General features: G+C 65.7%; 17 protein-coding genes and 3 tRNA genes. 12 read left to right on the top strand and 8 right to left on the bottom strand.

The window, feature by feature from the left end; translation table 11 throughout:
- The first annotated feature begins 226 nt into the window (after positions 1 to 226).
- Positions 227 to 826, top strand: a complete 600-nt coding sequence (locus tag RBA41_RS13815; RefSeq protein WP_306624550.1) for a MarC family protein — start codon at positions 227 to 229, stop codon at positions 824 to 826.
- A gap of 121 nt (positions 827 to 947) precedes the next feature.
- Here the strand turns inward: RBA41_RS13815 and uvrB are convergent, their stop codons facing one another.
- Positions 948 to 3035 carry an excinuclease ABC subunit UvrB gene (gene uvrB, locus RBA41_RS13810; RefSeq protein ID WP_306624549.1) on the bottom strand — a complete coding sequence of 696 codons (2088 nt, stop codon included), beginning with the start codon at positions 3033 to 3035 and terminating at the stop codon, positions 948 to 950.
- Between the two features lie 107 nt (positions 3036 to 3142).
- Between uvrB and RBA41_RS13805 the strand changes: the two genes are divergently transcribed.
- Both RBA41_RS13805 and RBA41_RS13800 read left to right on the top strand, forming a co-directional pair.
- The gene (locus RBA41_RS13805) at positions 3143 to 4357 is read left to right on the top strand and encodes an amino acid aminotransferase (protein ID WP_306624547.1); all 1215 of its coding nucleotides are present in this window, start codon (positions 3143 to 3145) and stop codon (positions 4355 to 4357) included.
- A gap of 115 nt (positions 4358 to 4472) precedes the next feature.
- A tRNA-Asn gene (locus RBA41_RS13800) sits at positions 4473 to 4548 on the top strand.
- A 56-nt stretch (positions 4549 to 4604) separates the two neighbouring features.
- Here RBA41_RS13800 and RBA41_RS13795 read toward each other — a convergent pair.
- Together RBA41_RS13795 and RBA41_RS13790 are read right to left on the bottom strand one after the other, a co-directional pair.
- On the bottom strand, positions 4605 to 6296 hold the full coding sequence (locus RBA41_RS13795) for a ShlB/FhaC/HecB family hemolysin secretion/activation protein (protein ID WP_306624545.1): 1692 nt from the start codon (positions 6294 to 6296) through the stop codon (positions 4605 to 4607).
- 71 nt (positions 6297 to 6367) lie between these two features.
- Positions 6368 to 11800 carry a YDG domain-containing protein gene (locus RBA41_RS13790; protein ID WP_306624544.1) on the bottom strand — a complete coding sequence of 1811 codons (5433 nt, stop codon included), beginning with the start codon at positions 11798 to 11800 and terminating at the stop codon, positions 6368 to 6370.
- Between the two features lie 32 nt (positions 11801 to 11832).
- On the opposite strand from RBA41_RS13790, the gene RBA41_RS13785 reads away from it, so the two are divergent.
- Entirely contained in the window at positions 11833 to 12063 is a 231-nt protein-coding gene (locus tag RBA41_RS13785) for a hypothetical protein (RefSeq protein ID WP_306624543.1), read from the top strand.
- Between the two features lie 136 nt (positions 12064 to 12199).
- Here the strand turns inward: RBA41_RS13785 and RBA41_RS13780 are convergent, their stop codons facing one another.
- From RBA41_RS13780 to RBA41_RS13770, 3 genes are read right to left on the bottom strand one after another with little or no spacing between them, the layout of a single operon-like run.
- Entirely contained in the window at positions 12200 to 12454 is a 255-nt protein-coding gene (locus RBA41_RS13780) for a type II toxin-antitoxin system RelE/ParE family toxin (protein WP_306624541.1), read from the bottom strand.
- Positions 12454 to 12729 carry a CopG family ribbon-helix-helix protein gene (locus RBA41_RS13775; RefSeq protein ID WP_306624539.1) on the bottom strand — a complete coding sequence of 92 codons (276 nt, stop codon included), beginning with the start codon at positions 12727 to 12729 and terminating at the stop codon, positions 12454 to 12456. The genes RBA41_RS13780 and RBA41_RS13775 overlap by 1 nt, the downstream gene beginning before the upstream one ends.
- Positions 12730 to 12754: 25 nt before the next feature.
- Positions 12755 to 13153, bottom strand: coding sequence for a hypothetical protein (locus RBA41_RS13770; protein ID WP_306624537.1), 399 nt, complete (start codon positions 13151 to 13153; stop codon positions 12755 to 12757).
- 171 nt (positions 13154 to 13324) lie between these two features.
- Between RBA41_RS13770 and RBA41_RS13765 the strand changes: the two genes are divergently transcribed.
- The 6 genes from RBA41_RS13765 (at position 13325) to RBA41_RS13740 (ending at position 18021) form a co-directional block, all read left to right on the top strand.
- Positions 13325 to 13400: transfer RNA gene (locus tag RBA41_RS13765), tRNA-Asn, on the top strand.
- Between the two features lie 189 nt (positions 13401 to 13589).
- On the top strand, positions 13590 to 14201 hold the full coding sequence (locus RBA41_RS13760) for an outer membrane beta-barrel protein (protein ID WP_306624535.1): 612 nt from the start codon (positions 13590 to 13592) through the stop codon (positions 14199 to 14201).
- Between the two features lie 34 nt (positions 14202 to 14235).
- Positions 14236 to 14311, top strand: a tRNA-Asn gene (locus RBA41_RS13755).
- Positions 14312 to 14462: 151 nt separating this feature from the next.
- On the top strand, positions 14463 to 15395 hold the full coding sequence (locus tag RBA41_RS13750) for a hypothetical protein (RefSeq protein ID WP_306624534.1): 933 nt from the start codon (positions 14463 to 14465) through the stop codon (positions 15393 to 15395).
- A 70-nt stretch (positions 15396 to 15465) separates the two neighbouring features.
- Positions 15466 to 16314 carry an endonuclease/exonuclease/phosphatase family protein gene (locus tag RBA41_RS13745; protein WP_306624532.1) on the top strand — a complete coding sequence of 283 codons (849 nt, stop codon included), beginning with the start codon at positions 15466 to 15468 and terminating at the stop codon, positions 16312 to 16314.
- A gap of 87 nt (positions 16315 to 16401) precedes the next feature.
- Positions 16402 to 18021, top strand: a complete 1620-nt coding sequence (locus tag RBA41_RS13740; protein ID WP_306624530.1) for a response regulator — start codon at positions 16402 to 16404, stop codon at positions 18019 to 18021.
- A gap of 25 nt (positions 18022 to 18046) precedes the next feature.
- On the opposite strand, the gene RBA41_RS13735 is transcribed toward RBA41_RS13740, so the two are convergent.
- Together RBA41_RS13735 and RBA41_RS13730 are read right to left on the bottom strand one after the other, a co-directional pair.
- Entirely contained in the window at positions 18047 to 18502 is a 456-nt protein-coding gene (locus RBA41_RS13735) for a response regulator (protein ID WP_306624529.1), read from the bottom strand.
- A 12-nt stretch (positions 18503 to 18514) separates the two neighbouring features.
- Positions 18515 to 20770, bottom strand: coding sequence for an ATP-binding protein (locus RBA41_RS13730; protein WP_306624528.1), 2256 nt, complete (start codon positions 20768 to 20770; stop codon positions 18515 to 18517).
- Positions 20771 to 20937: 167 nt separating this feature from the next.
- Here RBA41_RS13730 and RBA41_RS13725 point away from each other — a divergent pair, with 167 nt between their 5' ends.
- Both RBA41_RS13725 and RBA41_RS13720 read left to right on the top strand, forming a co-directional pair.
- Positions 20938 to 23355: a PAS domain-containing hybrid sensor histidine kinase/response regulator gene (locus RBA41_RS13725; RefSeq protein WP_306624527.1), complete on the top strand. Its 2418-nt coding sequence runs from the start codon at positions 20938 to 20940 to the stop codon at positions 23353 to 23355.
- Between the two features lie 37 nt (positions 23356 to 23392).
- Positions 23393 to 24934: a cryptochrome/photolyase family protein gene (locus RBA41_RS13720; RefSeq protein WP_306624526.1), complete on the top strand. Its 1542-nt coding sequence runs from the start codon at positions 23393 to 23395 to the stop codon at positions 24932 to 24934.
- Positions 24935 to 24942: the final 8 nt, after the last annotated feature.

The following is a 24942-nucleotide window of genomic DNA, read 5'->3' as shown; positions in this document are numbered from 1 at the left end:
TGTTATAGGCAACACTATGCTTCGGTTTTGAGCGTGTCAACAAGAAACACTGCGCAGGCGACGGCAGGCGGGCAGCAACCTCCGTCGATGTCAGCGCGTACATTTCAGGCGTTTCATGGGGAGCGTGTTCAACATCGCGGCCGGTCGGCGCGGATGGTTTGTTGTCTGATTTTCGCCACTCATTTATCACACTGGTGATGTGCCGTGCGGCAAGTTATCATGTCGGATGACTCAAACTTTCATTCAAACCTTCATCCTGCTGATCCTGGTCACCGACCCGTTCGGCAACGTCCCGCTGTTCGTCAGCGCCATGGCCAACGTGCCGGCCGAGCGGCGCTGGAAAGTCGTGGTGCGCGAGTGCCTGATCGCCTTCATCGTGCTGCTGCTGTTCATGTTCTTCGGGCGCCATCTGCTGGCGGCCATGCAGCTGTCCGAAATCTCGCTGCGCATCGGCGGCAGCGTGATCCTGTTCCTGATCGCCATGCGCATGGTCTTTCCCCAGCCGGGCGGCATGTTCGGCGATACCGAAAAGGGGGGAGAGCCGTTCATCGTGCCGCTGGCCATTCCGGCCATTGCCGGACCGTCGGCGCTGGCGACCGTGCTGTTGTTTTCGTCGAATTCGACCGTCGAAGTCGTCGTTCACGTGGGCGCGCTGGTGGCCGTGGCGCTGGTCTGGCTGGCCGTGTTCCTGAGCGCCGAGCGCCTGCAGGAAAAACTCGGCCCGCAAGTGATGACCGCCTTTGAACGCCTGATGGGACTGATTTTGAGCGCGATGGCCGTCGAGATGTTCCTCGCAGGCATCCGCGAGTTCATCAAGTCGCTGTGAGGTGTTGTGCTCGCCGCTCGCCTTGAATCCACAGGCGGGGCGGTGCCGTCTCCTGCGCGAAGGAGGAGGCGGCGGCAAGGCGGGCGGCGGTGCCGGGGGGCTCCGCCGTCCGGCCTGTTTTTTACTTGCCCAGGATCGACACCACGTTGTCGGTGCCTGGCGCGCCAAACGCCTGCTGCTTGAGGATATGCAGCTGGTCGCGCACCTGCGCGGCCTTCTCGAACTCCAGATTTTTCGCGTGGTCGACCATCAGCTTTTCGAGACGCTTGATCTCCTTGCCGATCTGCTTCTCGCTCATCGACTCGACCTTGGCGGTCTCCTTGGCCGCGTCGAGGGTGTCGCGCGCCTGCTGCGGGCTGTAGACGCCGTCGATCAGCTCCTTGATCTGCTTCTTGATGCCGACCGCGGTGATGCCATGCTCGATGTTGTAGGCGATCTGCTTGGCGCGCCGGCGTTCGGTCTCGCCGATCGCCTTTTCCATGGAATCGGTAATCCGGTCGGCGTACAGGATCGCCACCCCGTTCAGGTTGCGCGCCGCGCGCCCGATGGTCTGGATCAGGCTGCGCTCGGAACGCAGGAAGCCTTCCTTGTCGGCGTCCAGGATCGCCACCAGCGACACTTCCGGCAAATCGAGGCCCTCGCGCAGCAGGTTGATCCCGACCAGCACATCGAAGGTACCCAGGCGCAGGTCGCGCAGGATCTCGACCCGTTCCACCGTCTCGATATCGCTGTGCAGGTAGCGCACCTTGATGCCATGGTCGCTCAGGTACTCGGTCAGCTGCTCCGACATGCGCTTGGTGAGCGTGGTCACCAGCACCCGTTCATCCTTCTTGACGCGGTCCTGGATTTCGGACATCAGGTCGTCGACCTGCGACAGCGCCGGCTTGACGATCACCAGCGGGTCCACCAGGCCGGTCGGGCGCACCACCTGTTCGACCACATTGTCGGAATGCGTTTTCTCGTAGTCGGCCGGCGTGGCCGACACAAAAATCGTCTGGCGCAGCTTGCCCTCGAATTCCTCGAACTTGAGCGGGCGGTTGTCGAGCGCCGACGGCAGGCGGAAACCATAGTCGACCAGGTTGGTCTTGCGCGAACGGTCGCCGTTGTACATGGCGTTGAGCTGCCCGACCAGCACGTGCGACTCGTCGAGGAACATCAGCGCGTCTTTCGGCAGGTAGTCGACCAGGGTCGGCGGCGGGTCGCCCGGCATCGCGCCCGACAGGTGGCGCGAGTAATTCTCGATGCCCTTGGTGAAGCCGATTTCGGCCATCATTTCGAGGTCGAAGCGGGTACGCTGTTCGAGCCGCTGCTCTTCGATCAGCTTGTTCTCCTGGCGGAAGTACTCGAGCCGTTCGCGCAGTTCGAGCTTGATCGACTCGATCGCGCGCAGCACCGTGGAGCGCGGCGTGACGTAGTGCGAACCCGGATAGACGGTAAAGCGCGGGATCTTCTGGCGTATGCGTCCGGTGAGCGGGTCGAACAGCTGCAGCGACTCGATTTCGTCATCGAACATCTCGACCCGGATCGCCAGTTCGGCATGCTCGGCGGGGAAGATGTCGATGGTGTCGCCGCGCACGCGGAAGGTGCCGCGCCCGAAGTCGATTTCGTTGCGCGTGTACTGCATCTGGATCAGGCGCGCGATGACGTCGCGCTGCGCGACCTTGTCCTTGGCGCGCAGGGTCAGGATCATCTGGTGGTATTCGCTCGGATTACCGATACCGTAAATGGCCGAAACGGTGGCCACGATGACCACGTCGCGCCGCTCCATGAGCGACTTGGTGCACGACAGGCGCATCTGCTCGATATGCTCGTTGATCGACGAGTCCTTTTCGATGAACAGGTCGCGCTGCGGCACGTAGGCTTCCGGCTGGTAGTAATCGTAGTAGCTCACAAAATATTCGACCGCGTTTTGCGGGAAGAATTCGCGGAACTCCGAGTACAGCTGCGCGGCCAGGGTCTTGTTCGGCGCGAACACGATCGCCGGACGGCCGGCGCGCGCGATCACATTGGCCATGGTGTAGGTTTTACCCGAGCCGGTCACGCCGAGCAGGGTCTGGAACGAGAGCCCGTCGTTGATGCCTTCGATCAGCCCTGCGATCGCGCTCGGCTGGTCGCCGGCCGGTTCGAATGGCTGGTGCAGCTTGAACGGGGAATCGGGGAAGGTGACGACGGTCGGCGACGGGTCGTGTGCAACGGATAATTCAGCCATACGATCAGACCTTTGTTAGAATGGTGTCCCGCTTGCGGCCCAGGAAACACCCAATCAGTATATGGGTCGCTGTCTATACAACCCAGCCGACACTCAAGTTTACCACGATGACTTCAACAGCTTCCGCCACCATCTTCAGCGCCATCGACATGGCCCCGCGTGACCCGATCCTGGGCATCACCGAGGCGTTCAATGCGGACACCAATCCCGCCAAAATCAATCTGGGCGTGGGTGTCTATTATGACGACAATGGCAAAGTGCCGCTGCTCGCGTGCGTACGCAAAGCCGAGGAGCTGCTGATGGAGCAACTGGCGCCGCGCACCTACCTTCCGATCGAAGGCCTGGCTGCGTACGACGCCGCTGTGCAAGAGCTGGTATTTGGTGCCGGCAGCGCGATTATTCAAGAGAAGCGCGCGGTCACCGTGCAAGCCATCGGCGGCACCGGCGCGCTGAAAATCGGCGCCGACTTCCTGCAGCGCTTCGCTCCGGGTTCAGATGTGTATATCAGCGATCCGAGCTGGGAAAACCACCGCGCCCTGTTCGAGAGCGCCGGTTTCACCGTCCACACTTACCGCTACTACGACGCGGCCACGCGCGGCGTCGATTTCGGCGGCATGCTGGCCGACCTGAAAGCCATGCCGAAGGGCGCCATCGTGCTGCTGCACGCCTGCTGCCACAATCCGACCGGCGCCGACATCACGCCCGCCCAGTGGGATGAGGTGATTGCCGCCATCGGCGCCGGCGGCCTGGTTCCATTCCTCGACATGGCGTACCAGGGCTTCGGCTCGGGCATCGCCGAAGACGGCGCGGTGGTGGCCAAGTTTGCCGCCGCCGGTGGTCCGCTGTTGATCTCGAATTCGTTCTCGAAGTCGTTCTCGCTGTACGGCGAGCGCGTCGGTGCCCTGTCCGTGGTCGGCGCCAGCGCGGAAGAAGCGGCGCGCCTGCTGTCGCAGCTCAAGCGCGTGGTGCGCACCAACTACTCGAACCCGCCGGTCCATGGCGGCAAGGTGGTCGCCACCGCGCTGACCACCCCGGAACTGCGCCAACTGTGGGAAGAGGAACTGGCAGGCATGCGCGTGCGCATCAAGGAAATGCGCAACACCTTCGTGCAAAAGCTCAAGGAAAAAGCGCCGGCGCACGATTTCGAATTCGTGCGCGAGCAGGTCGGCATGTTTTCGTATTCGGGCCTGACCAGGCAGCAGGTCGAGCGCCTGCGCCTTGAACATTCGATCTACGCCGTCGACACCGGCCGCATCTGCGTGGCGGCCCTGAATTCGAAAAATATCGACCGCGTGATTGACGCCATCGCCAAAGTCCTTTAATATCTTGCTTCTTCGAATTGATCGAAAGATGAAGTCGAAGAAGAGCATGGTGCTGCAGCGATTACTGCCAACAACTTGATGGTCTGATCATTACAGCATATAATGTTTCTTTTATTCCCTGATAGCTCAGTTGGTAGAGCGACGGACTGTTAATCCGCAGGTCCCTGGTTCGAGTCCAGGTCGGGGAGCCAGAATTGAGAAAAAAAGCCACGCGTTTGCGTGGCTTTTTTCGTTGGTGCCGCGTTTGTCACATCACCCAGCCCGCCTGGAACAGCAGCCGCGTGCGCGACACCGGTTCGCTCAGGGCGCTGCCGCCGCTGATGCGGTGGGCCAGCTGCAGCTTGAGCAGCAGGCCGCCGCGCAGCGTGCTCAGGCCCAGGCCCACGTCGCCCAGGCTGCGCGTGGCGTCGATCCCGGCCGCCGCGTTGACCGACTTGGCCCAGCCGTAATCGGCGAACACGCTGGCGCTCACTTGCGCCGGCAGGGCGCGCGCCAGTTCGGCCCGCAGCAGCACCGCATGGTCGCCGCTCAGTTCGCCAGTCGGATAGGCCGCCACCGCGCCGCCGCCCGCCACGCTCATGCGTTCAACCCCGTCCAGTTTCTGATTGCCCAGCGCGGCCTGGGCCTTGATGCCGGTACTGAGCGTGAAATGGGCCGGCAGCACGCTGGTGCGCAGCGCCGCCAGATTCAGCTTGGCGTAACTGCCCTGGGTCGCGTCGCCGGCGGCGTCGAGCGCCTCGGCCAGCGCATCCTTGAAGTCCAGCTTGCCGATGGTCAGGCTGGCGCTGCATTGGCTTTGCCCGTTCACGCCGAGCAGCATCCCTTCGCCGCGGCGCGCCACGCTGGCCGTGAGGCTGGCCAGGCGCTTGCCGACCGACGTCCCGACCGAGCCGATCTCGTCCTTCAAATCCTTGTAGGCCAGGCTCAGGCCGGCATCGATGCTGTCCTTGCGGGTGCGCTTGAGCGGCTTGTTCAGGCTGAGCTCGACGCCGCTGGCGGTGCCGGTGGCGTCCAGTGCCTGATAAACGTCGCCCAGCTCGTAGGTGGTGCGGCTGAACGCCAGTTCGGCGCGGGTGCCGTCGCTGGCGGCCAGCATCGAGTAGCCGAGCTGGCCGTTGAGCAAGCCGCCGCGGCGGGTGACCATGCCGCTGGCGGCCAGGCGGTCGCCGCGTCCGCTCGGCGAGCGCCACTCGGCGTTGAAGCTCAGGCGCTGCTTGCCGGTGTAGACCGAGCCGTGGTTGTCCAGCAGGACGTAGCCGGCCACGGCCGGCGTGGCTTCGGTGGCGATGGCGAAATCGGAGGTGCCGACCTGTTCGCCCGGCATCACATCGGCCTGGACCACGCGCGCGCCGGGGGTGTCGTTGATGATCAGCATGGCGCGTTCGAGGGTGTCAAGGGAGACGATGTCGCGTCCCTTGATGTCGTCCAGCAAGCCCTGGACCACGGCGTCGTTGACGCGCGAGCGGTTGTTGAGGATGAAGCGGCCGTAGTTGCCTTCGACCACGCGGATGGTCAGGGTGCCGCCGCTCAGTTCCTGCGCAGGAATGTAGGCGCGCGCCACGAAGTAGCCATGGGTGCGGTAGTGGCGGGTGATGCGGGTGGCCAGTTCGTCGAGCTGGGCCAGGGTCAGGGTCTTGCCCTGCTCCGGCTGCAGCAGGGCCAGCAGGGTGGCGCTGCCGATCACGCGGTTGCCTTCCAGCGCGAACTGGCGCACCACAACGGCGGGGCCGCCCCCCGGCAAGGCTTGCAGGGCGGCCGATGGGGCGCCGCCGGGGACGGGCAGGGGTGGGGCTGGCCGCGCCAGCGGTGGCGGCAGCGGCTGCGCCTGGCGCACGGCGTCGCCGATGGTCGGCGGCTGCTGGGCCTGTGCGTGGACGGCGGCGGCGCCGAGGAGCAGGCCGAGGGCCAGCGAGAGGGTGGACGGTGGCAGTGTATTCAAGGAAAAAGATCCTTCGCGGTGACGGGGGGGCGCGCTGGCGCGCACGCGGGTGGGGGCGGGCCGGCAGCGCATCAGGGCGCTTTCACGACGAACAGCAGCTGGTCCACGCCGGGCGGCAGGCGAACCCCGCCGTCGACGATCTCGGCCAGGCCGTTGCGGCTGACCGGCACCCGTACCTGGCCGGCCTTGCCACTGCCGCTGCCGCTGCGCAGCAGGCGGCGCGCCTGCTCCAGGGTCAGGGTGTCGCTGGCTTCGCCTTCTTCCGGGCTGGACTGGACGACCAGGGGCACCCCGTTGCCGAAGCGTACGCCCAGCTGGGGCAGGCTGGCGCCGGCGTCGGCCAGCAGCGGTGCGCTGCGGGCGCTGTCGAGGGCGCGCAGGAAATTGGATTGTGTCAGCACGCTGGCCCGGTCCGGCACCGTCACGCGCTGGGCATCGGCAATATTGTCGATCTGGCTGATCTGGACCGTGCCGCCGGTGCTGGCGCCGGACAGGGTGTAGTTGCCGTTCGACAGGGTCAGGCCATCCAGGCCGGTGATGGTGGTGCGCCCGACGACGCCCGACAAGCCGGCGCTGCCGCCCAGGGCCACGCTGTCGCCGGCCAGCACGCCATCCAGGCGCAGCAGGTCGGCGCTGGCGCGCGCGCTGCCGTCGAACAGGCGGCGGGTGCCGTCCGGCGCAATGATGGCAAGCGGCCGCGCGCTGACGGCCACGCTGCCGCGCGGCGCGCTGCCGGCCAGGGTGTAGTTGCTGTTGCTGAGGGTCAGGCCGGCCAGGCTGGCTACCGCCTGGGTGCCGGCATCCTTGCCGGCCAGCTGGGCGCTGCCGCCCAGGCCGGCCGTGTCGCCGGCCAGCACGCCTTGCAGTTGCAGCAGGTTCGGCGCCAGCACGGTGCTGCCGTCGTAGACCCGGCTGGCGCCAGCGACCGGGCTCACCTCCAGCGTGCGCGCGGTGATGCCGACCGTGCCGCCCGGAACGCCGGCCAGCACGTAGTTGGGATTGTCGAGCGCCAGTCCGGCCAGCCCGGCCACGGCGTGCTGGCCGACATCCTTGCCGGCCAGGCTGAGCTGGCCGCGCAGGCTGACTTGCTCGCCGTCCAGCGCGCCGTTCAGGCGCAACAGGGCGGGGTCGAGCGCGCTGCTGCCGTCGTAGACGCGGCTGGCGTTGGCGGCCAACTCCAGGCTGAGCGGACGGGCCGTGATCGCCACGCTGCCGCCGCTGGTCGACGCGACCCGGTAGTTGCCATTGTTGAGCGTCAGGCCGGACCAGTCGAGAATGGCCTGGTTGCCGACATCCTTGCCGGCCAGGCGCGCGCTGCCGCCGAGGATGGCCGATTCGCCGGCCAGCAGGCCGTTCACCGTCATCAGGCTGGCGGGCGCGCTGGCGTTGCCGTCGTAGCGCTTGCTCGCTCCCGGCAGCGGCGCCACCTGTAGCGCCAGCGGGATCACCCGCACAGTGCCGCTCGGGAGCGCGCCGCTCAGGATGTAGTTACTGTTTTGTACCGACAGATCGCCCAGTCCGGTCACGGCCTGGCTGCCGGCGTCCTTGCCCGCCAGGATCGCCTTTCCGCTCAGGCTGAGCTGTTCGCCGGGCAGGGCGTTGCTCATCTGTAGCAGGCTGGCGTCGGCCAGCACGCTGCCGTCGTAGGGGCGGCTCGCCTGCGGGCGCACGCTCAGGGCCACCGGCAGGGCCGTCACGCGCACGCTGCCGGCCGGGATGGCACCGTCGAGGCTGTAGTTCAGGTTGGCCAGGCTGAGCGTGCCCAAGCCGGTAACGGCGCGCTCGCCCGCGTCCTTGCCCGCCAGCTGCGCGGCGCCGCTCAGGGCGGCGCTGTCATCGCCGAGCACCCCGCTGAGCGCCAGCAGGCCCGGTCCGGCCGTGGCCGTACCGTCGTACGGACGGGTGGCGCCTTCGATGGCATGCACGCTGACCGGCCGCGGGGTGATCAGGACTGTGCCGGAGGGCGTGGCTCCCGTCAGCGCATAGTTGCTGTTACTCAGGGCCAGGCCGGAAAAACCGACCAGCGGCTGGCTGCCGGCATTGGCCGAGGCCAGCACGCCGCTGCCGCTCAGGGTCACGCTGTCGCCGCTCAGCACATTGCCGACCTGGAGCAAGCTGGCGTCCACGCTGGCGCTGCCATCGTAGGGCCGGGAACCGGCGCTGCTGATGCTCACCGGGCGCGGGCTGATGGTCGCCGCCAGGTTCAGCGCGGTTGGCGTAATAAACTGGTAATTGCTGAGCTGTCCGGCGTTCGGTCCGCTGCCGGTGCCGAGTACCAGCGTGGCCTGGACGGACCGCGGGCCGGCGTTGGGGCTGTCGAAAACGCCGCTGGCGGAGAGCGCCAAGGTTTCGCCGTTGACCAGCCCGACCAGGGTGCCCGGATTGACGGTGGCCGCTGTCGTCTGGTCGTACACCTTGCCGGCAGCGCTGGCGCCGCTCACGCTGAGCATGGCCGGGATGACCGCCAGCGCACCCGGCGCGATGGTGATGTCGTAGTCGCTCAGCTTGCCGTAGCCGGCGCCCAGGGTCGGCACCAGCGTGTTGGCGTCGGTATAGCTGTAACTGCCGACCGCGCTGCTCGGGCCCACGGCCGCGCCCCAGTTCAGCGCGCCGATGCAGGCGAGGTTGTCGTCGCAGCCGCTCACGCTCCAGGCGCCCGCGCCCAGCGCCGTATTGGCCGCGCCATAGGTCTTGCTCAGGGCCGGGTCGGTCAGGGTGATCAGGATCGCATCGACATAGCCGAAGGTGCGCAGCACCGGATAGCCGTTGTTGAGCGTATCCTTGCGTCCCCATACCCCGCTGTGGAAGGTAAAGTCCCAGCTGCTGCCGGTGAAGGTGGTGCTGTCCTTCATTTGCGCGCTGGTGCGGCCGGTGCCGTCGCCGCTGGAGTTTTGCCCGCTGGTCTGGGTGTCCCAGAAACTGTTGGAGACGCCGCCGATGCTCACCCCCATCAGGCCGCCGACCCCGACCCCGCCGCTGGTGACCGCCCCGGTCGAGTAAGTCTTGTCGGCGGTACCCAGGTTGTTGCCGATCAGGCCGCCGACATAATTGCCGTTGGTGTTGACCGCGCCCCTGGCGTAGGCGTTGAGCACGTGGTTGCCGAAGTTCCTGCCGATCAGTCCGCCGACATTATCGCCGGTGGCGCTGGCCGGCCCGGCGGCGTAGCTGGTATTGATCTCATTGTCCGGCGTGGGGACGCCGCCGCTCGCGCTGCTCAGGCCGATCAAGCCGCCGACCGTGCTGGTGCCGTCGACGGCGCCGCTGGCATGGCTGCGCGTGACCTTGCCGTTATTATTGTTGCCGACCAGCCCGCCCACATTGGTGGTGCCGGTCACGCTGCCGGTGGCGTAGCTGCCGCTGACCACGCCGCTATTGTTATTGCCGGCCAGGCCACCGACGTCGCCCTTGCCGATCACGGTGCCGCTGGCATGGCTGTCGATGATGCGCCCATAATCGTTCTGTCCGACCAGGCCGCCGGTCCAGACGCCGCTGGAATTGGTGACGCTGTTGCTGGCGGAGCTGTTCGACAGGTTGATCTGGTAGGCCAGGTAGCCGGTCAGGCCGCCCACATTGTTGCCCGCCGACGTCACGCTGCCGGACACGTGCAGGTTGTTGATCGTGCCATCGAAGATCGCCCCGATCAGGCCGCCGACATAGCCGCCCGGTCCGTTCACGGTGGCCGAGGCGTAGCTGTTGTACACGCTGCCCATGTTCAACCCGATCAGCGCGCCCACGCCCTGGTTGGCGGTAATATTGGCATTGGCCAGCGCGACATTGCGCACGGTGCCGTTGTTGGTGCCGAACAGGCCGACATAACTGCCGGCCGGCTGGTTGATATGCAGGCCGCTGACGGTGTGGCCCAGGCCGTCGAAGGTGCCGGAGAACGCCAGCGGCCCGAAACCGGCGCCGCTGTTCCAGGCGCTGGTGGTACTGGCGTCGATCGGTGCGGCCAGGGCGTAGCGCCCGCTGCCGTTGCCGTTGATACCTTGCAGATCGGCACTGGTGGTGCTGCTGGGGGCGCCGAGTGCGTTGATCAGGGTGTAGCCGAGGTTGTTGATCGCCAGGATGCCGGTGCCGGCGCGGTCGATATCGATGCTGCCCTTGAACACGCCGGCGCCATCGATTCCTACCAGTACATTTTTGCCGGGATTGAAGGCGGGGGTGCCGGGATTGAAGTTGTAGCCGGTCTTCAGGTCCAGGGTCGAGCTGCCGGTCGCGCCGAGCACGGCATTGACATTGATGTTGCCGTGCGCTTCCAGGGTCAGCTTGTTGGCGTTCCAGGCCAGCGGCGCGTTGAGATGGATGTCGCCGGCGTCGGTGCCGGCGGCCTGGGTCTGGATCGTCACGTTGCCGGCTGCCAGCGCCGCCTCCAGGGTGGCGGCGCCGATCCCGCTGGCGCTCTGGCTGGCGGCGCCGGCATCGATGGCAAAGTCGGTCGGATCGATCAGCCAGGTGCCGTTGCTGCCGCCGGCGGCGCGGGTGCCGACCGCGGTGCCGGCCGCGACGTTCAGGCGCGGCCCCGAGGTCTCGATGAAGCCGCCATTGCCGCCCTCGGGCGCGCTGGCATCCAGCCGGCCGCCGACCTCGACCGCGCCGCCCTCGCCGAGCAGGAAGATCTTCCCGCCACGCTCGGCAATGGTGCGCGCACGCACTTCGCCGCTGTTGTTGACCACGGTGTTGAGCAAGCCCTCGGCGCTTTTGGCGGACAGGATCACCAGCCCGCCGTCGGCCCGGATGGCGTTGCCGTTGCTCACCAGCGCCGCCAGCGCGGCCTGGTCGACGACCACCCCGGCCAGCGCCTGCTCGCTGAACTTGAGGCTGATCCTGTCGCCGGCGGCCAGCGCCACCGTGCCCAGGCGGGCGCCGATCACGCCCTCGTTATGCACTTGCGCGCCGAGCAGGGCCACGTAGCCGCCCTCGGCCGCGTTGATGGCGCCGGCATTGCGCACCACGCCACCCTGGCCGCTGAAGCTGGTCCTGCCAGCCAAAAAATCCGCATCGCCCAAGCCGAGCGTGCTGGCCACCAGGCCGCCGGTATCGATCCGCGCGCCCTTGCCGAACAGGACGCCGTTGGGGTTGAGCAGGAACACCTGGCCGTTGGCCTTGAGCGCGCCGTCGATCACCGAACCTTCGTGGCCGGTGACCCGGTTCAGGGCGATGGAAGCGGCGTTGGGCTGCACGAAGGTGACCGTCGCGTCCTTGCCGATGGAGAAATTGCGCCATTCGATGGCGGTCTTGGCGCTGGTCTGGGTGACCGTCATGGCCGTACCGTTCTGGCCGACCTGGGCCGTGCCGGCCGTCACCAGCGCGCCGGTGGGCAACTGGGCGGGGGCGGGCGGGTCGGCCGCCTGCACGCTGCCGCCCAGCAGCACGCCAGCCAGTACGCTGGCCAGCAGGACACCGCGCTGGCTGCCGGCGCGGCCGCCCCCGCCGTTGACCGTTTCCGCCGCGACCATGAAGCAGTTGCGGTGGCGATTCCATACAAGGCGATGGGTGCGGTTCATTGTCTGCTCCGGTTCAGGTGGGGGCATGCTGTATGAGCACGATCATTGAACCCAGTATGCGGAACTTCCGTCGCCATACGCGTAGTTTATTAACGAAAACGCGGTTGCTGTCTGTCTGGTACAACAGGCATGATTGTGATGCGATACGCATACGCATCTCGCTGCTGAACTGGATCGTAGATGGCGGCGATCGTTCGCCGCCATGTTTGATCGAACCGGTGTGGCGCACGCGGCTGCTGTTCCAGGCGGGCCGGGTGATGTGAGAAGCGCTGCCTCAACGAAAAACCACGTCAACGCGTGGCTTGTTTCGTTGGTGATCGTGTTTGCCAGTGATCCAGCGCGCCCGCCGATGGTGCGGACACCTGCTCCTTTCCGAGCTCAGCGTTTCTCGCGCGTGTGTCACACGCGCAAGATATACAGCGCAGATCCGGCGATTTCATAGCGCATCTCATAGTGACCCACCAGGATTGGCCGGACCTCCCGCGGTTCAAACTCATCGAGTTTTACGCCGATGCGTGGATTCGCCAGCAACCTTGCCGGGGCTGCCAGAAGCGACTTCACCATGCGCGCCGGCGCCGGCTTATTCAGGACCGCAAGGAATTCATGAAGCCGGACCAGATCAGCGAGCGCCTTGCTGGTCCATTGCACTTGCATCAGGGCACCACGGGCACAGGAAGCGGACTATTGGTATCGAGGCTGTCGGCCCAGTCCTGGATGGTTTGGTGATTATGGACGCGTCCCGCATCCACGTCAGCCATCGCCTCGCGCGTCTGCCGGCTGCGCGCCTCTTCCTGATCGACCCAATCACTCAGCGCCTGCTTGATAACCCATCCCTGCGAACGCTCAAGCCGGGCAGCCAGCTCGTCGACCTTGTCCGCCAACGATAGTGGAACGTGCGCGGTGAGCACTTTGGTTTCGGCATGAGCCATCAGCCGGTCCTTTCAATGGGAACTTCTACAGGGATCTCGCCGCCGTCAGACGTTGCTCTTGTGAAATTTTACTTGTCATACACGGTGGGTTCGATGATCCCCTCGTTTGGAAACGTGGTACGCGCGTTGCTAGCGCGGCCGGGCTCAGTTCGGTCCATTCCATTGCGATGGCAAAGCCGCCGACGGTCAGCATGCCGGTCAGCGCGATATTGAGCAGCAGCCGCCAGAAAAAGCCCGGGCGCCCATAATAGTCGTACATGACTTTAAAGCCGAAGAAGTGCCCGATCAGCGGCAGGCACAGCGCCAGTCCGAACAGGATCTGGTTATGTTCCGACAGCGCTGCCGCGTTCCCCGTGGTCGGCGGAAAAGGCGGGGGACAGTTGGGGCATCCGTCAGTATGTACGGAGGAAGGGTTTAAAAGCAAGAATCAGGTTCATTCTGATAACGTTGGCGAGCGCAGGGTCACAGGGCGCGATCGCAGCTTACCGCCAGCCTTGAGCATATTCTCATCGAACCTGACGTACCGCCGCAGAAACGCCAGTCGAATGCGGGAACTGGACAGTCCCTTGTTTGCCCGATATAATGCGGCCTCTTTTCCCTGATAGCTCAGTTGGTAGAGCGACGGACTGTTAATCCGCAGGTCCCTGGTTCGAGTCCAGGTCGGGGAGCCAGAATTGCAGAAGGCCACGTTGAACAACGTGGCCTTTTTTGTAAGTTGTTCGGATTCGCACTGTTTGTTACTTATAAACAACGCCAAGCGGTATCTTTCCTTGCCTAATTGCAATCCAGACACGTATCATGCTGCCTGGTAAATACGCAGCACTCCCGCGCGTTATCCGAACCTTACACCTAAAAACACCATGAAAAAAATTGCACTCGTGATCGCTCTTGCGATCGCATCCCTGAGCTCGGCCCAGGCAGAAAACGCTCCAGAATCGGGCCAACAATTGCGTTTCGTTGTAGGCACCGGCCTGACCTTCGGTGGCGATAAGCTGGCCACGGCCAAATACACCAACGGCGGTTCGATCGACGTGCGCGCCGGCGGCATGGTTGCCTTCGTCGGCGGCGTCGACTATCGCATCAATCAACAGTTCTCTTTCCAGGGCACTGTGGGTTTCCACTTCGACCAGGCCGATGCGAAGAATGGCAACGTCAACTTCCGCCGTTACCCAATCGAAGTGCTGGGGTACTTCCATCCGACTGAAAAATTCCGCGTCGGCGGCGGCGTACGTTATGTTGCCGGCCCTAAGCTGAGCGGTAGCGGCTACGGCTCCGGCATCGACACCGATTTCGATAACGCCGTCGGCGCCGTGGTCGAAGGCGAGTACTTCTTCAGCCAGAATGTGGGCGTCAAACTGCGCTTCGTGAAAGAAGAATACAAGGACAGAATGAGCTACATGTACCGTGGCGTCATCTACAACGACAAGGTCAAAGGCGACCACGTTGGCATTTTCGGTAATTTCTACTTCTAAAATTCGCCCGGGGCCTATATAATACGGCCTCTTTTCCCTGATAGCTCAGTTGGTAGAGCGACGGACTGTTAATCCGCAGGTCCCTGGTTCGAGTCCAGGTCGGGGAGCCAGAATTTGAAAGGGCCTGCAAGCAATTGCAGGCCCTTTTGCATTGGCGTCGCGTTTTCGCACGGACTTCTTCCGTATTAGCCGGCCTCAAACCTTGTCCAAATACCCCGCGCATAATCTGCCTTCAATCTGTTGCGGGAGCTGAAGATGGATGTGGCGCGCAATCTCCATACTGGAGAGCTGGTCGAGGCGGAAGAATTATGGAATATGGACGTGGTCGATAAAGACGCCTATGTCTGCCGCGGCTGCGCCACCAGGGTATTTCCGGCATCGTACGACCCGGCGGTGAACAAGCGCCGCCCGTATTTCACGCTCGGTAAAGGCAATCATCACGCGCAGGGTTGCGACGTCGATGGCGAAACCACGATCGTTGGCCGCGCCCGGCAAGAGCGGGTCGGCGGCAGCGACGGCTTTCCGATGCCATTCCCCAGCAAGCTGAGCCTGAGCGACGGGCATCCGGCCAGCCCCGCCGGCCGGGCCGCCCCGGCGTTCGCTTCGGCCACGCTGGCCGCCGTCCATGCCGCCGCCCGCGCCGCCGCCAGGCGCCAGTACCACGGCCACACCGTCAAGACCATCCGTCCGCTGTGCCGCACCTACATCAACTTCCCCAACGACCGCGCCTACCTGCCGCTCGAGATCCCCGGGGTCTGGGGCAGCACCTACGCCCAGCTGTTCTGGCTCATTCCCAACAAAAAGCCGGCCTACTTCAAGAATCCGCGCCACCTGTTCCATGCGCCGATCCGCTGGAAGGCGGAACCGGTCATCAGCGACACCTACTGCGAACTGACCCTGAGCGCCGGCCAATGGGACAGCGCCACGCGGTGCTACCTGAGCCTGTGCCGGCTGCGGGTCGACTGGTCGGGCTGGTCCGATACGCGCCGCCGCACCTTGCTGCACGAAATCGAGGCGGCGCGCACCGAAGCGGTGGAACATGCGCGGCGCGACAGCCAGATCAAAGGCTGGCTGTTCTTTATCGGCACCCAGGACCGGGTCGACCCCGCCCTGTTCCATGCCGACGATGCGCGCTTCATCTGTTGCCTGGCGGCCCGCATGACGTGGCCGGAGCGGCAACTGGCGCCCGCCTGACTTGCATCATCCCCGCGCGGCATGAGCGGGCTAGCCTGAACACTTGATCACAGTGTGGAGGCGAAGCGGCATGAACCTGATTACATGGAATATCCAGCGCGGCCGGACGCCCGGCGGCGACTGCAGCATCGCGCACACGGCCGCAAGCCTGCGCGCCGTGGCCGATGCCGACGTGATTTGCTTGCAGGAAGTATCGTCCGGCTACACCGACATGCCCGGCTGCGATGGCGCCAACCAGTTTGCGCTGCTGGCCGAGCATTTTCCCGCGCATGTGCCGGTGGCCGGGCTGGCCTGCGACACGGCGGGGGAGGGCGGCGCGCGCCGCCTGTTCGGCAATATGATCCTGTCGCGCTACCCGGTATTGCAAGTGATTCGCCACGCCTTGCCATGGCCGCCCGACCCGGATGTGATGAGCATGCAGCGCATCGCGCTCGAAGCGACGCTCGATACGCCGCTCGGCCCGGTGCGCGTCATCACCACCCATCTGGAGTATTTTTCACGCCTGCAGCGCAGCGCCCAGGTGCAGCGCCTGCGCGACCTGCAGCGCGAGGCGGCCGCGCACGCCGCCCGTCCCAGGGCCGGCGCCGCCGCCGGACCGTTTTGCGCCACCCCGCGCGCCGGCGCTGCGATTCTCGCTGGCGACTGCAATTTCCTGCCCGGCTCCTGGGAATATCATTGCTTGCAAGCACCGTTTGACGATGGCACGCCCGCCTGGGCCGATGCCTGGCGCCTGCGTCATCCGGCTCGGGCGCACGCGCCCACGGTCTGCCTGCACGACCATCCCGGGCGCCCGGCCGATCCGTTCACCTGCGACTTCGTCTTCGTCAGCGAAGACCTGGCCCCGCGCTTGGCGGCGGTAGCCGTGGCGATGGACGACCTGGGCCCGGACCACCAGCCTTTGCTGGTCCGGCTGGACTGACCGCCCCTGCGCACGGTTGGTTTTGTTGCATTGAAAACAGCTTGTCCTCATGTAAAATATAATTGAATTTATGTTATAGCAATACATATGATCGACGACAAATCCTATCCCTGTTCGGTACTGCTGATCGACGATGAGCCCTTCGCCGAGGACTTCATCGCGCATTGCCTCGAGGGTTGTCCCGACGTGGCCCTGCGTTATGCATCGCAGTCCGAGCGAGTCGTCGAGCTGGCCATCGAGGTCGATGCCACGGTGGTGCTGGTCGACTTGCGCATGCCGGGGGCCGACGGGTTCGATGTCATCCGCCTGCTGCGCCAGCATCGCGACACCGAGCATGTGCCGGTCATTTTGCTGTCGTCCGAAGAAGACGCCGAGATCAAGGCCCGCGCCTTTGCCTCGGGCGCCAACGATTACCTGGTCAAGTGGCCCGACGGACGCGAACTGGCCGCGCGCGTGCGCTATCACAGCGGCGCCTACATCGCGCGCAAGCAGCGCGACGAAGCGTTCGTGTCGCTGCGGCGCAGCCAGGAAGAACTGGCGGCGAGCCAGTCGGCCCTGCACCAGGCCCAGAAAATGGAAGCGATCGGCCAGCTGACCGGCGGCGTGGCGCACGACTTCAATAACGTTTTGCAGATCATCGGCGGCAACCTGCAGCTGCTCAAGCTGCTCGGCGGCGTGAGCGACAGCGCGCGCACCCGCATCGATATCGCCCTGGCCGGGGTCGAACGCGGCGCCAGGCTGTCGGCCCACCTGCTCGCCTTCGCCCGGCGCCAGCCGCTGCAGGCGGTGGTGGTCAATCCGGGCGCGGTCCTGCGCGACATGGATGAAATGATGCGCCGCGTGCTCGGTCCGCGCGCCGTCATCGTTACCGACATCGAAGAGCAGCTGTGGAGCACCACGGTCGATCCGAGCCAGTTGAACAACGTGATCCTGAACCTGGCCATCAACGCGCGCGACGCCATGGCCGACGGCGGCACGCTCACCATCCGCGCGGCCAATGTGCCGGTCGGCTCGCCCATGCTGTCGGAACTGGCCAGCGGCGACTACGTGATGGTCGAAGTGGCCGATACCGGCTGCGGCATGCCGCAAGCGGTGTTGCAGCGCGCCTTCGAACCCTTCTTCACCACCAAGCCGACCGGGCAGGGCACCGGGCTCGGGCTGTCGATGGCGTACGGCTTCGTCAAGCAGTCGGGCGGCGAAATCCAGTTGACGAGCGAACCGGGCGCCGGCACCAGCGTCAAGATTTTCCTGCAGCGCAGCGCCAGCGAACCGGAAGACGCCGAGGACCACGTGCAAACGCCCCTGTTCGGCGGCCTGGAAACGATCCTGGTGGTGGAAGATGAAGAGGATGTGCGCACCAGCACGGTCGAACTGCTGTCCGCGCTGGGCTACCAGGTGTTCGAGGCCGAAGACGCGGCGCATGCCGTGGAACTGATCGACTCGGGCGCCAGGATCGACCTGGTGTTTTCGGATGTGATCATGCCGGGGAAACTGAGCAGCCTGGAATTGAGCGAAGTGGTGCGCACCAAGCTGCCGTCGGCGCAGCTGCTGTTTACGTCGGGCTATGCCGAAGGGGTGCTGGCGCACGAGGGCAAGCTCGATGCCAAGGTCAACCTGCTGCAAAAACCGTATAACGCCGATGTGCTCAGCGCGCGCATCCGCCATCTGCTCAGGCGCGGCAAGCCGGCCGCCGCCACCTCGCACTGAACGCGGCTGCCTCGCCGGGCGTGGCCTATTGCGGCTTGACGTAGCGGTGCGATCCCGGCGGCGGCTCGTTGAGCACCGCCCAGAAAATCCCCAGGTCGGCAATCGCCCGCACGAATTCCTCGAAGTCGACCGGCTTGACCACATACGCATTGACCCCCAGCTCGTAACTGCGCAGCAGGTCCTGTTCTTCCTTCGACGAGGTGAGCATCACCACCGGAATGCTCTTCAGGTTGGGCGTGCTGCGGATTTCCTTGAGCACTTCAAGGCCATCGATTTTCGGCAGCTTCAGGTCGAGCAGCACCACGGTTGGATTGCCGACCTGGCGCGCGGCGTGCTCGCCGCGGCAGAAAAGGTAGTCGAGCGCCTCGGCGCCGTCGCGCGCGATGATGACTTCATTGGCCAGCTGGCTCTTTTCGAGCGCGATCAGCGTCAGTTCCAGGTCGTGCGGATTATCTTCGACCAGAAGGATGGGCTTTAACATGTGTTACGTACCTTAAATATGGAGTTCTTTGGGGATGCTGAAGTAAAACGTGGCGCCTTCGCCCTGCACGCCGCTGGCCCAGACCCGCCCGCCGTGGCGCTCGATGATGCGGCGCACATTGGCCAGGCCGATGCCGGTGCCCTGGAAGTCTTCCATGCGGTGCAAACGCTGGAACACGCCGAACAGCTTGTGCACGTAGTCCATGTTGAAACCGGCGCCATTGTCGGCGATCGACAGCACCCATTCGGCGCCCTCGTCGCTGGCGCGGATGGTGATGACGGCGCGCTCTTTCTGGCTGGTGAACTTGAGCGCGTTCGACAGCAGGTTGTACAGCGCCAGCTGCACGAAGGTGGGATCGGCGCGCAGCGCCGGCAGCGGGCCGATGTCCCATTCGACCTGGCGCTGGCCGACGTCGAGCGTGAGCTTGTCGATGCAGGAGCGTACCAGCTCGCCCATCTGGACCAGGGTCGGACGCAGCGCGGCACGGCCCATCTGCGAAAAACTGAGCAGGTCGTCGACCAGCTTGCCGGCCAGGCGCGCCGAATCCTTGATGTTGCGCAGGAAGCGCTGGCGCTTTTCCAGGTTCTCGCTGGTGGCAGGTTCCAGCAGCAGGTCGGAAAAGCCGACGATGTGGCGCAGCGGCGCGCGCAGGTCGTGCGATACCGAATACGAAAACGCTTCGAGTTCCTTGTTGGCGCGGCCCAGTTCTTCGGCCAGTTCGGCCATCTGCTCGGCGCGCTCGAGCGCGATGCCCAGCAGCGCCGTGCGAAACTCGATGGCCAGTTCGATCTCGCCGCCGTGCCATGGCGCGCTGGTGCCGGTGATGGTTTCGCGCCAGGTGGCGAAGCTGGTGCGCGGCGAGAGCTGCGCCATGGGCGCGGCGCGCTCCCCATCCCCGTCTTTCTGGTGCGGGTTGCCGGCCCATTCGACGGTGCGCACCACTTCGGGCCGGAACCAGAGCAGGTAATGCTTGTGGATGCGCGAGAGCGGCATGGCCAGCAGGCCCGCCGCGTTGCCGCACATGGCCGCCGCCGGCGGGTACAGCGCCGCCAGGCGGTCGGTGTGGAACACGTCGCCGTGGCAGTGCAGGTCGAGCCAGCCGACCAGGTCGCGAATCGCCTCTTCGCCGGGGGTATCGCCGTAGGTCAGCAGGCGGTCGTCGAACAGGATGGCGGCACCGCCGGCGCGCGCGAACTGCAGCAGGGCCGGGAACACGCTGGAGAGGTTATCGATGAAGTCGGCACTCTGGGTCAGCCCGGCCAGCATCGACACCATGATGCGGCGCACGTCGAGGCGGAACTGCAGCTCGTTGGCGTCCTCGCGCGACTCGACGCACATGGCCAGGATCTGGCCCAGCTGCTCGCAGGCGGTGCGCTTGTCGAAAGCGACCGCGCAGGGCGTCGCGTGGTGGCAGGAAATGAGCCCCCACAGCCGGCCCTTGACCATCAGCGACACCGACATCGAGGCCAAGGTGCCCATGTTGCGCATGTACTGCAGGTGGATCGGCGAGACGCTGCGCAAGGCCGCGAACGAGAGGTCGTTGGCGGCCCCGGTGACCGGATTGACGGGTGGGACCAGGCGCGCCGGCGTGTAGTTGGCATCCTGGATCAGGCGTATGCGGTTAAGCATGTACAGCTCGCGCGCCTGGCGCGGAATGTCCGACGCCGGAAAGCGCTGCCCCAGGTAGGACGGATAAGCGTCGTCGCGGCATTCGGCCAGCACGTGGCCGTGGCCTTCCTCGTCGAACTTGTACACCATGACCCGGCCGAAGCCGGTGACGCGCCGGATTTCCTGGGCCGCCAGCTCGCACATGGCCTGGGCCGTGGCGCTGTCGCTCACCTTGAGCAAAAAGTCGCCCACCTGGCGGTGCAGGTGGCGGAAGTCGGCCGCCGACGCCCGTCCCACCGCCTCGAATTCGAGGATCAGCAGGCCGTCGTAGCAGTGCGCCAGCACGTCGAAATGGCGCGCCGGACCGATCCCCAGGGTGCACAGGTAGAGCGGGCGCTGGCCGATGCCGGCGGCATCGATCTCCGGGCGCAGCTGCAGGCCGGCCTGCTCGCCGATCACCCGTTCGAGCGGCTGGCCGATGGCGCGCGCGGCGTCGGCCCCGATCATCTGTTCCAGATTGGCGCTCGCCTGCAGCACCTCCAGCGTGGGCGAGAGCGCCAGCAGGAAGCCGTGCGGCTGGATGCTGCCGGGCGTGCGGATCGGTTCCTTGTCGCAGCTCGACAAGTCCATTGGAGGATGTTCGGGATTGGCCTGGCTCATGGAGGGGGTCCTGGGCACGGGACTGGGCGCCACATTTCAAAAGCATAATTTTACTGCATACACTATGTCGTGCCACGCACGTTAGCTGTACTGAAAACAACTTTTCAGGTGTGCGGTTTGGCAACACGCCCCCCCCTTGCGCGCGGGTGCGCATGCGACAATTCCCCATGACCAGACTACCCGATTACCAGGCGCTGTTTCGCGCCTCCCCCTATCCCTATTTGCTGATGGATCTGGAGCTCAACATCATCGGCGCCAACGACGCCTACCTGCGCGCGACCGGCCGCGACGAAGCCGATTTGCTGGGGCGTTACGTGTTCGACGCCTTCCCTGAAAATCCGGACGATCCTGCCTCGACCAACATCGCCGAGGTGCGCTCCTCGCTGCAGCGCGCCATCGCCAGCGGCAAGCCCGACACCACGGCCTTCCTGCGTTATTCGGTGCCGCGCGCGCCGGATGCGGGCGGCGGCTTCGAGGAGCGTTTCTGGAGCACCGTGCACACGCCGATCGGCGGTGCCGACGGCAGCACCGCCTTCGTGGCGCAGAACGCCATCGACGTGACCGAGTTGTACCGCTTCGACCGCCAGTCGCACGTGGCCTCGGTCGAGCCATACACCAGGACCAATGCGGCGAACGACCATTTCAACCAGGTCCAGATGCACCAGGCGATGAACCGTATCCTGATGGTCGAACGCGGGCACCTGCGCGACCTGTTCAACCAGGCGCCGGGCTTCACCGCCGTGCTGACCGGCGAGCAGCATGTGTTCGAGATGGTCAACGAAGCCTACTACCAGCTGGTGGGACAGCGCGAGCTGCTGGGCAAGCCGGTGTGGGAGGCGCTGCCCGACGTGCGCGGCCAGGGCTACGAACAGCTGCTCGACCAGGTCTACCGCGGCGGCAAGCCGTTCGTCGGGCGCGGCCTGCGCGTGGCGGTGCAGCGGGTGGCGGACGGGCCGGTCACCGAGAGTCATATCGACCTGCTGTACCAGCCGCTGTTCGACAAGGACGGGCGCACCACCGGGATCTTCGTGCAGGGCCACGACGTGAGCGAAGCGCACGCCGCGCAGCTGGCCAGTGCCGACAGCGCCGAGCGCCTGTCCGAAGGCATGAACGCGGCGCGCATGGTGGTGTGGGACTGGGAAATCGGCTCGGGCAAGATGGTGTTTTCGGATAACGCCGAACTGGTGCTGGGGCGGCGCGATCCCGATATCGACACGCTCAGCGAATCGATCCACCCGGACGATGTGGCGCGCATGCGCCGCGCCCGCGAGCGCGCCATCGCCGAAGCGGGCGGCTACGAAGAGATCGTGCGCTTCAGGCGCGCCGACGATGGGCGCATGCTGTGGCTCGACATCCGCGGCAAGGTACGCTGCGACGCCGACGGCGAGCCGTTCGCGGTGCGCGGCGTGACGCTCGACGTCACCGAACGCCTGCGCGCCGAAGAAGACCTGCGCGACGCTCACCGGCGCAAGGATGAATTTCTGGCGATGCTCTCGCACGAGCTGCGCAACCCGCTGGCGCCGATCAGCTGCGCGGCCCAGCTGCTCAAGCATGTGCGCCTGGACGACGTGCGCCTGCGCGAGACGACCGACATCATCATCCGCCAGACCGCCCACATCACGGCGCTGGTCGATGACCTGATCGACGTCTCGCGCGTCACGCGCGGCCTCATTTCGACCGACCAGAAACCGCACGACATGAAGCGCATGATCGGCGACGCGGTCGAGCAGGTGCGCCCGCTGATCGAAGCGCGGCGCCACCGGCTGGCGGTGCTGCTGCCGCCCGGCGTGGTGTCGGTGATGAGCGACCATAAGCGGGTGGTGCAGGTGCTGACCAACCTGCTCAACAACGCGGCCAAGTACACGCCCGACGGCGGCAATATCGTGCTGGAGCTGGGGCTCGACGGCCAGCACCTGGTGCTCACGGTGCGCGACGACGGCATCGGCATGGGTGCCGACCTGCTGCCGCGCGTGTTCGACCTGTTCACCCAGGGCGAACGCAGCGCCGACCGCTCGCAGGGCGGCCTGGGCGTGGGCCTGGCGGTGGTGCGCAGCCTGGTCGAACTGCACGGCGGCCAGGTCGGCGCCGCCAGCGAGGGTGTGGGCAAGGGCAGCGTGCTGACCCTGCGCCTGCCGCTGCTGGCCGGCCAGGCGCCGGCGCCCGCACCCATCGCGCAACGGCCGGCCGCGCCGCAGCGCCCCCTGCGCGTGCTGGTGGTGGACGACAATCCCGATGCGGCGCTGATGCTGTCGATGCTGCTCGAAGCATCGGGCTACGATGTGCTCACCGAAAACGGCTCGCACGCCGGGCTGGCCAGCGCGGCGCGCCATGTGCCGGACGTATGCATCCTCGATATCGGCCTGCCCGACATGGACGGCTACCAGCTGGCGCGCAAGATACGCGCGGCCGACGGCATGCTGGGCGCGACCCTGATCGCGGTGACCGGCTACGGCCAGGAGCAGGACCGGCGCCTGGCGCTCGCCGCCGGCTTCGACCATCACCTGGTCAAGCCGGTCGATTCGTCCGAACTGGCGGCGCTGCTGCTGGCGCGCGCGGCGCGGCCGATGGAGGCGGGCGGCGCGTGATAAACTGGCGCTCTCCGATCGGACCTGCCCGCCAACCATGCCGCCATCGACGACAACGCTGCGACTGATCCTGGGCGACCAGCTCAATCCTCTGCACAGCTGGTTTTCCGAAGCGCGCGCCGACGTCGTCTACGTGCTGATGGAAGTGCGCCAGGAAACCGGCTACGTCCACCACCACGCCCAGAAGATCATCGCCATTTTCGCCGCCATGCGCGCGCTGGCGCGCCAGCTCGAAGGCGAGGGCCACCGCGTGCATTACCTGCGCATCGACGATCCGGCCAACCTGCAGGCGATCCCCGCCAACATCGACGCGCTGCTGGCCCATTACGGCGCCACCCGGTTCGAATACCAGGAGCCGGACGAATACCGGCTCGACCTGCAGCTGGCCGATTACGCGGCGCGGCTGCCGGTGCCGGGGACGATGGTCGGCAGCGAACATTTCCTGACCGCGCGCGACGAGGCCGAACGCATCTTCGCCGGCCGCGCGCAGTGGCTGATGGAGTATTTTTACCGCCAGATGCGCCTGGTGCACGGCGTGCTGGTCGAACAGGGCGGCAAGCCGGCCGGCGGCCAGTGGAACTTCGATCACGACAACCGCAAGCCGTGGCGCGGCGCGCCGCCCGAGCCGTTCGATGCGCGCGCGCAGCACGATCATTCGGCGCTGTGGGACAGCATCCAGGCCGCCGGGGTGGACAGCTTCGGCCGCCCCGACGCGGCGCGCATCGTCTGGCCGCAAGGCCGCGCCGAAGCGCTCACCCACCTGGACGCCTTTATCCAGCATGGCCTGCCGCACTTCGGGGACTACCAGGATGCGATGCACACCAGCGCTCCGCGCCTGTTTCATTCGATGCTCTCGTTCGCCCTCAATACCAAGATGCTGCACCCGCGCGAGGTGATCGCCGAAGCCGAAGACGCCTGGCGCGCCGGCCACGCGCCGCTGCACGCGGTGGAGGGCTTCATCCGCCAGATCCTCGGCTGGCGCGAGTACGTGCGCGGCGTGTACTGGGCCAATATGCCCGGCTACGGCGAGCACAATGTGTTCGGCCACACGACGCCGCTGCCATCCTGGTTCTGGGACGGCAAGACCAAAATGCGCTGCCTGCGGCACGCCATCGGCCAGTCGCTCGACGATGCGCACGCCCACCATATCCAGCGCCTGATGATCATCGGGAACTTTTCGCTGCTGGCGGGACTCGAACCGAAGCAGGTGCATCAGTGGTATCTTGGCGTGTATGTCGACGCCTTCGAGTGGGTGGAGATGCCGAACACGATCGGCATGAGCCAGTTCGCCGACGGCGGCCTGCTGGCGACCAAGCCGTACGTATCGGGCGCGGCCTACATCGACCGCATGAGCGACTACTGCAAGGGCTGCCACTACGATAAAAAAGCGCGCCTGGGGGAGACGGCTTGTCCGTTCAATGCGCTGTACTGGGATTTTTTCGAGCGCAATGCGCAGCAGCTGTCGGGCAACCAGCGCCTGGGCATGGTGTACCGCAACCTGTTCAAGATGGATGACGCCGCGCGCGCCGCCTGCGGCGAACAGGCGGCGGCGCTGCGCGCGCGGCTCGGGGAACTTTGACTTCGGTG

Origin of the sequence: Massilia scottii, from assembly GCF_030846495.1 — a bacterium.
Lineage (GTDB): Bacteria > Pseudomonadota > Gammaproteobacteria > Burkholderiales > Burkholderiaceae_D > Telluria_A > Telluria_A violaceinigra.
The sequence above is the reverse complement of the archived record's forward strand: the minus strand, read 5'-3'. Positions and strand labels throughout refer to the sequence as shown.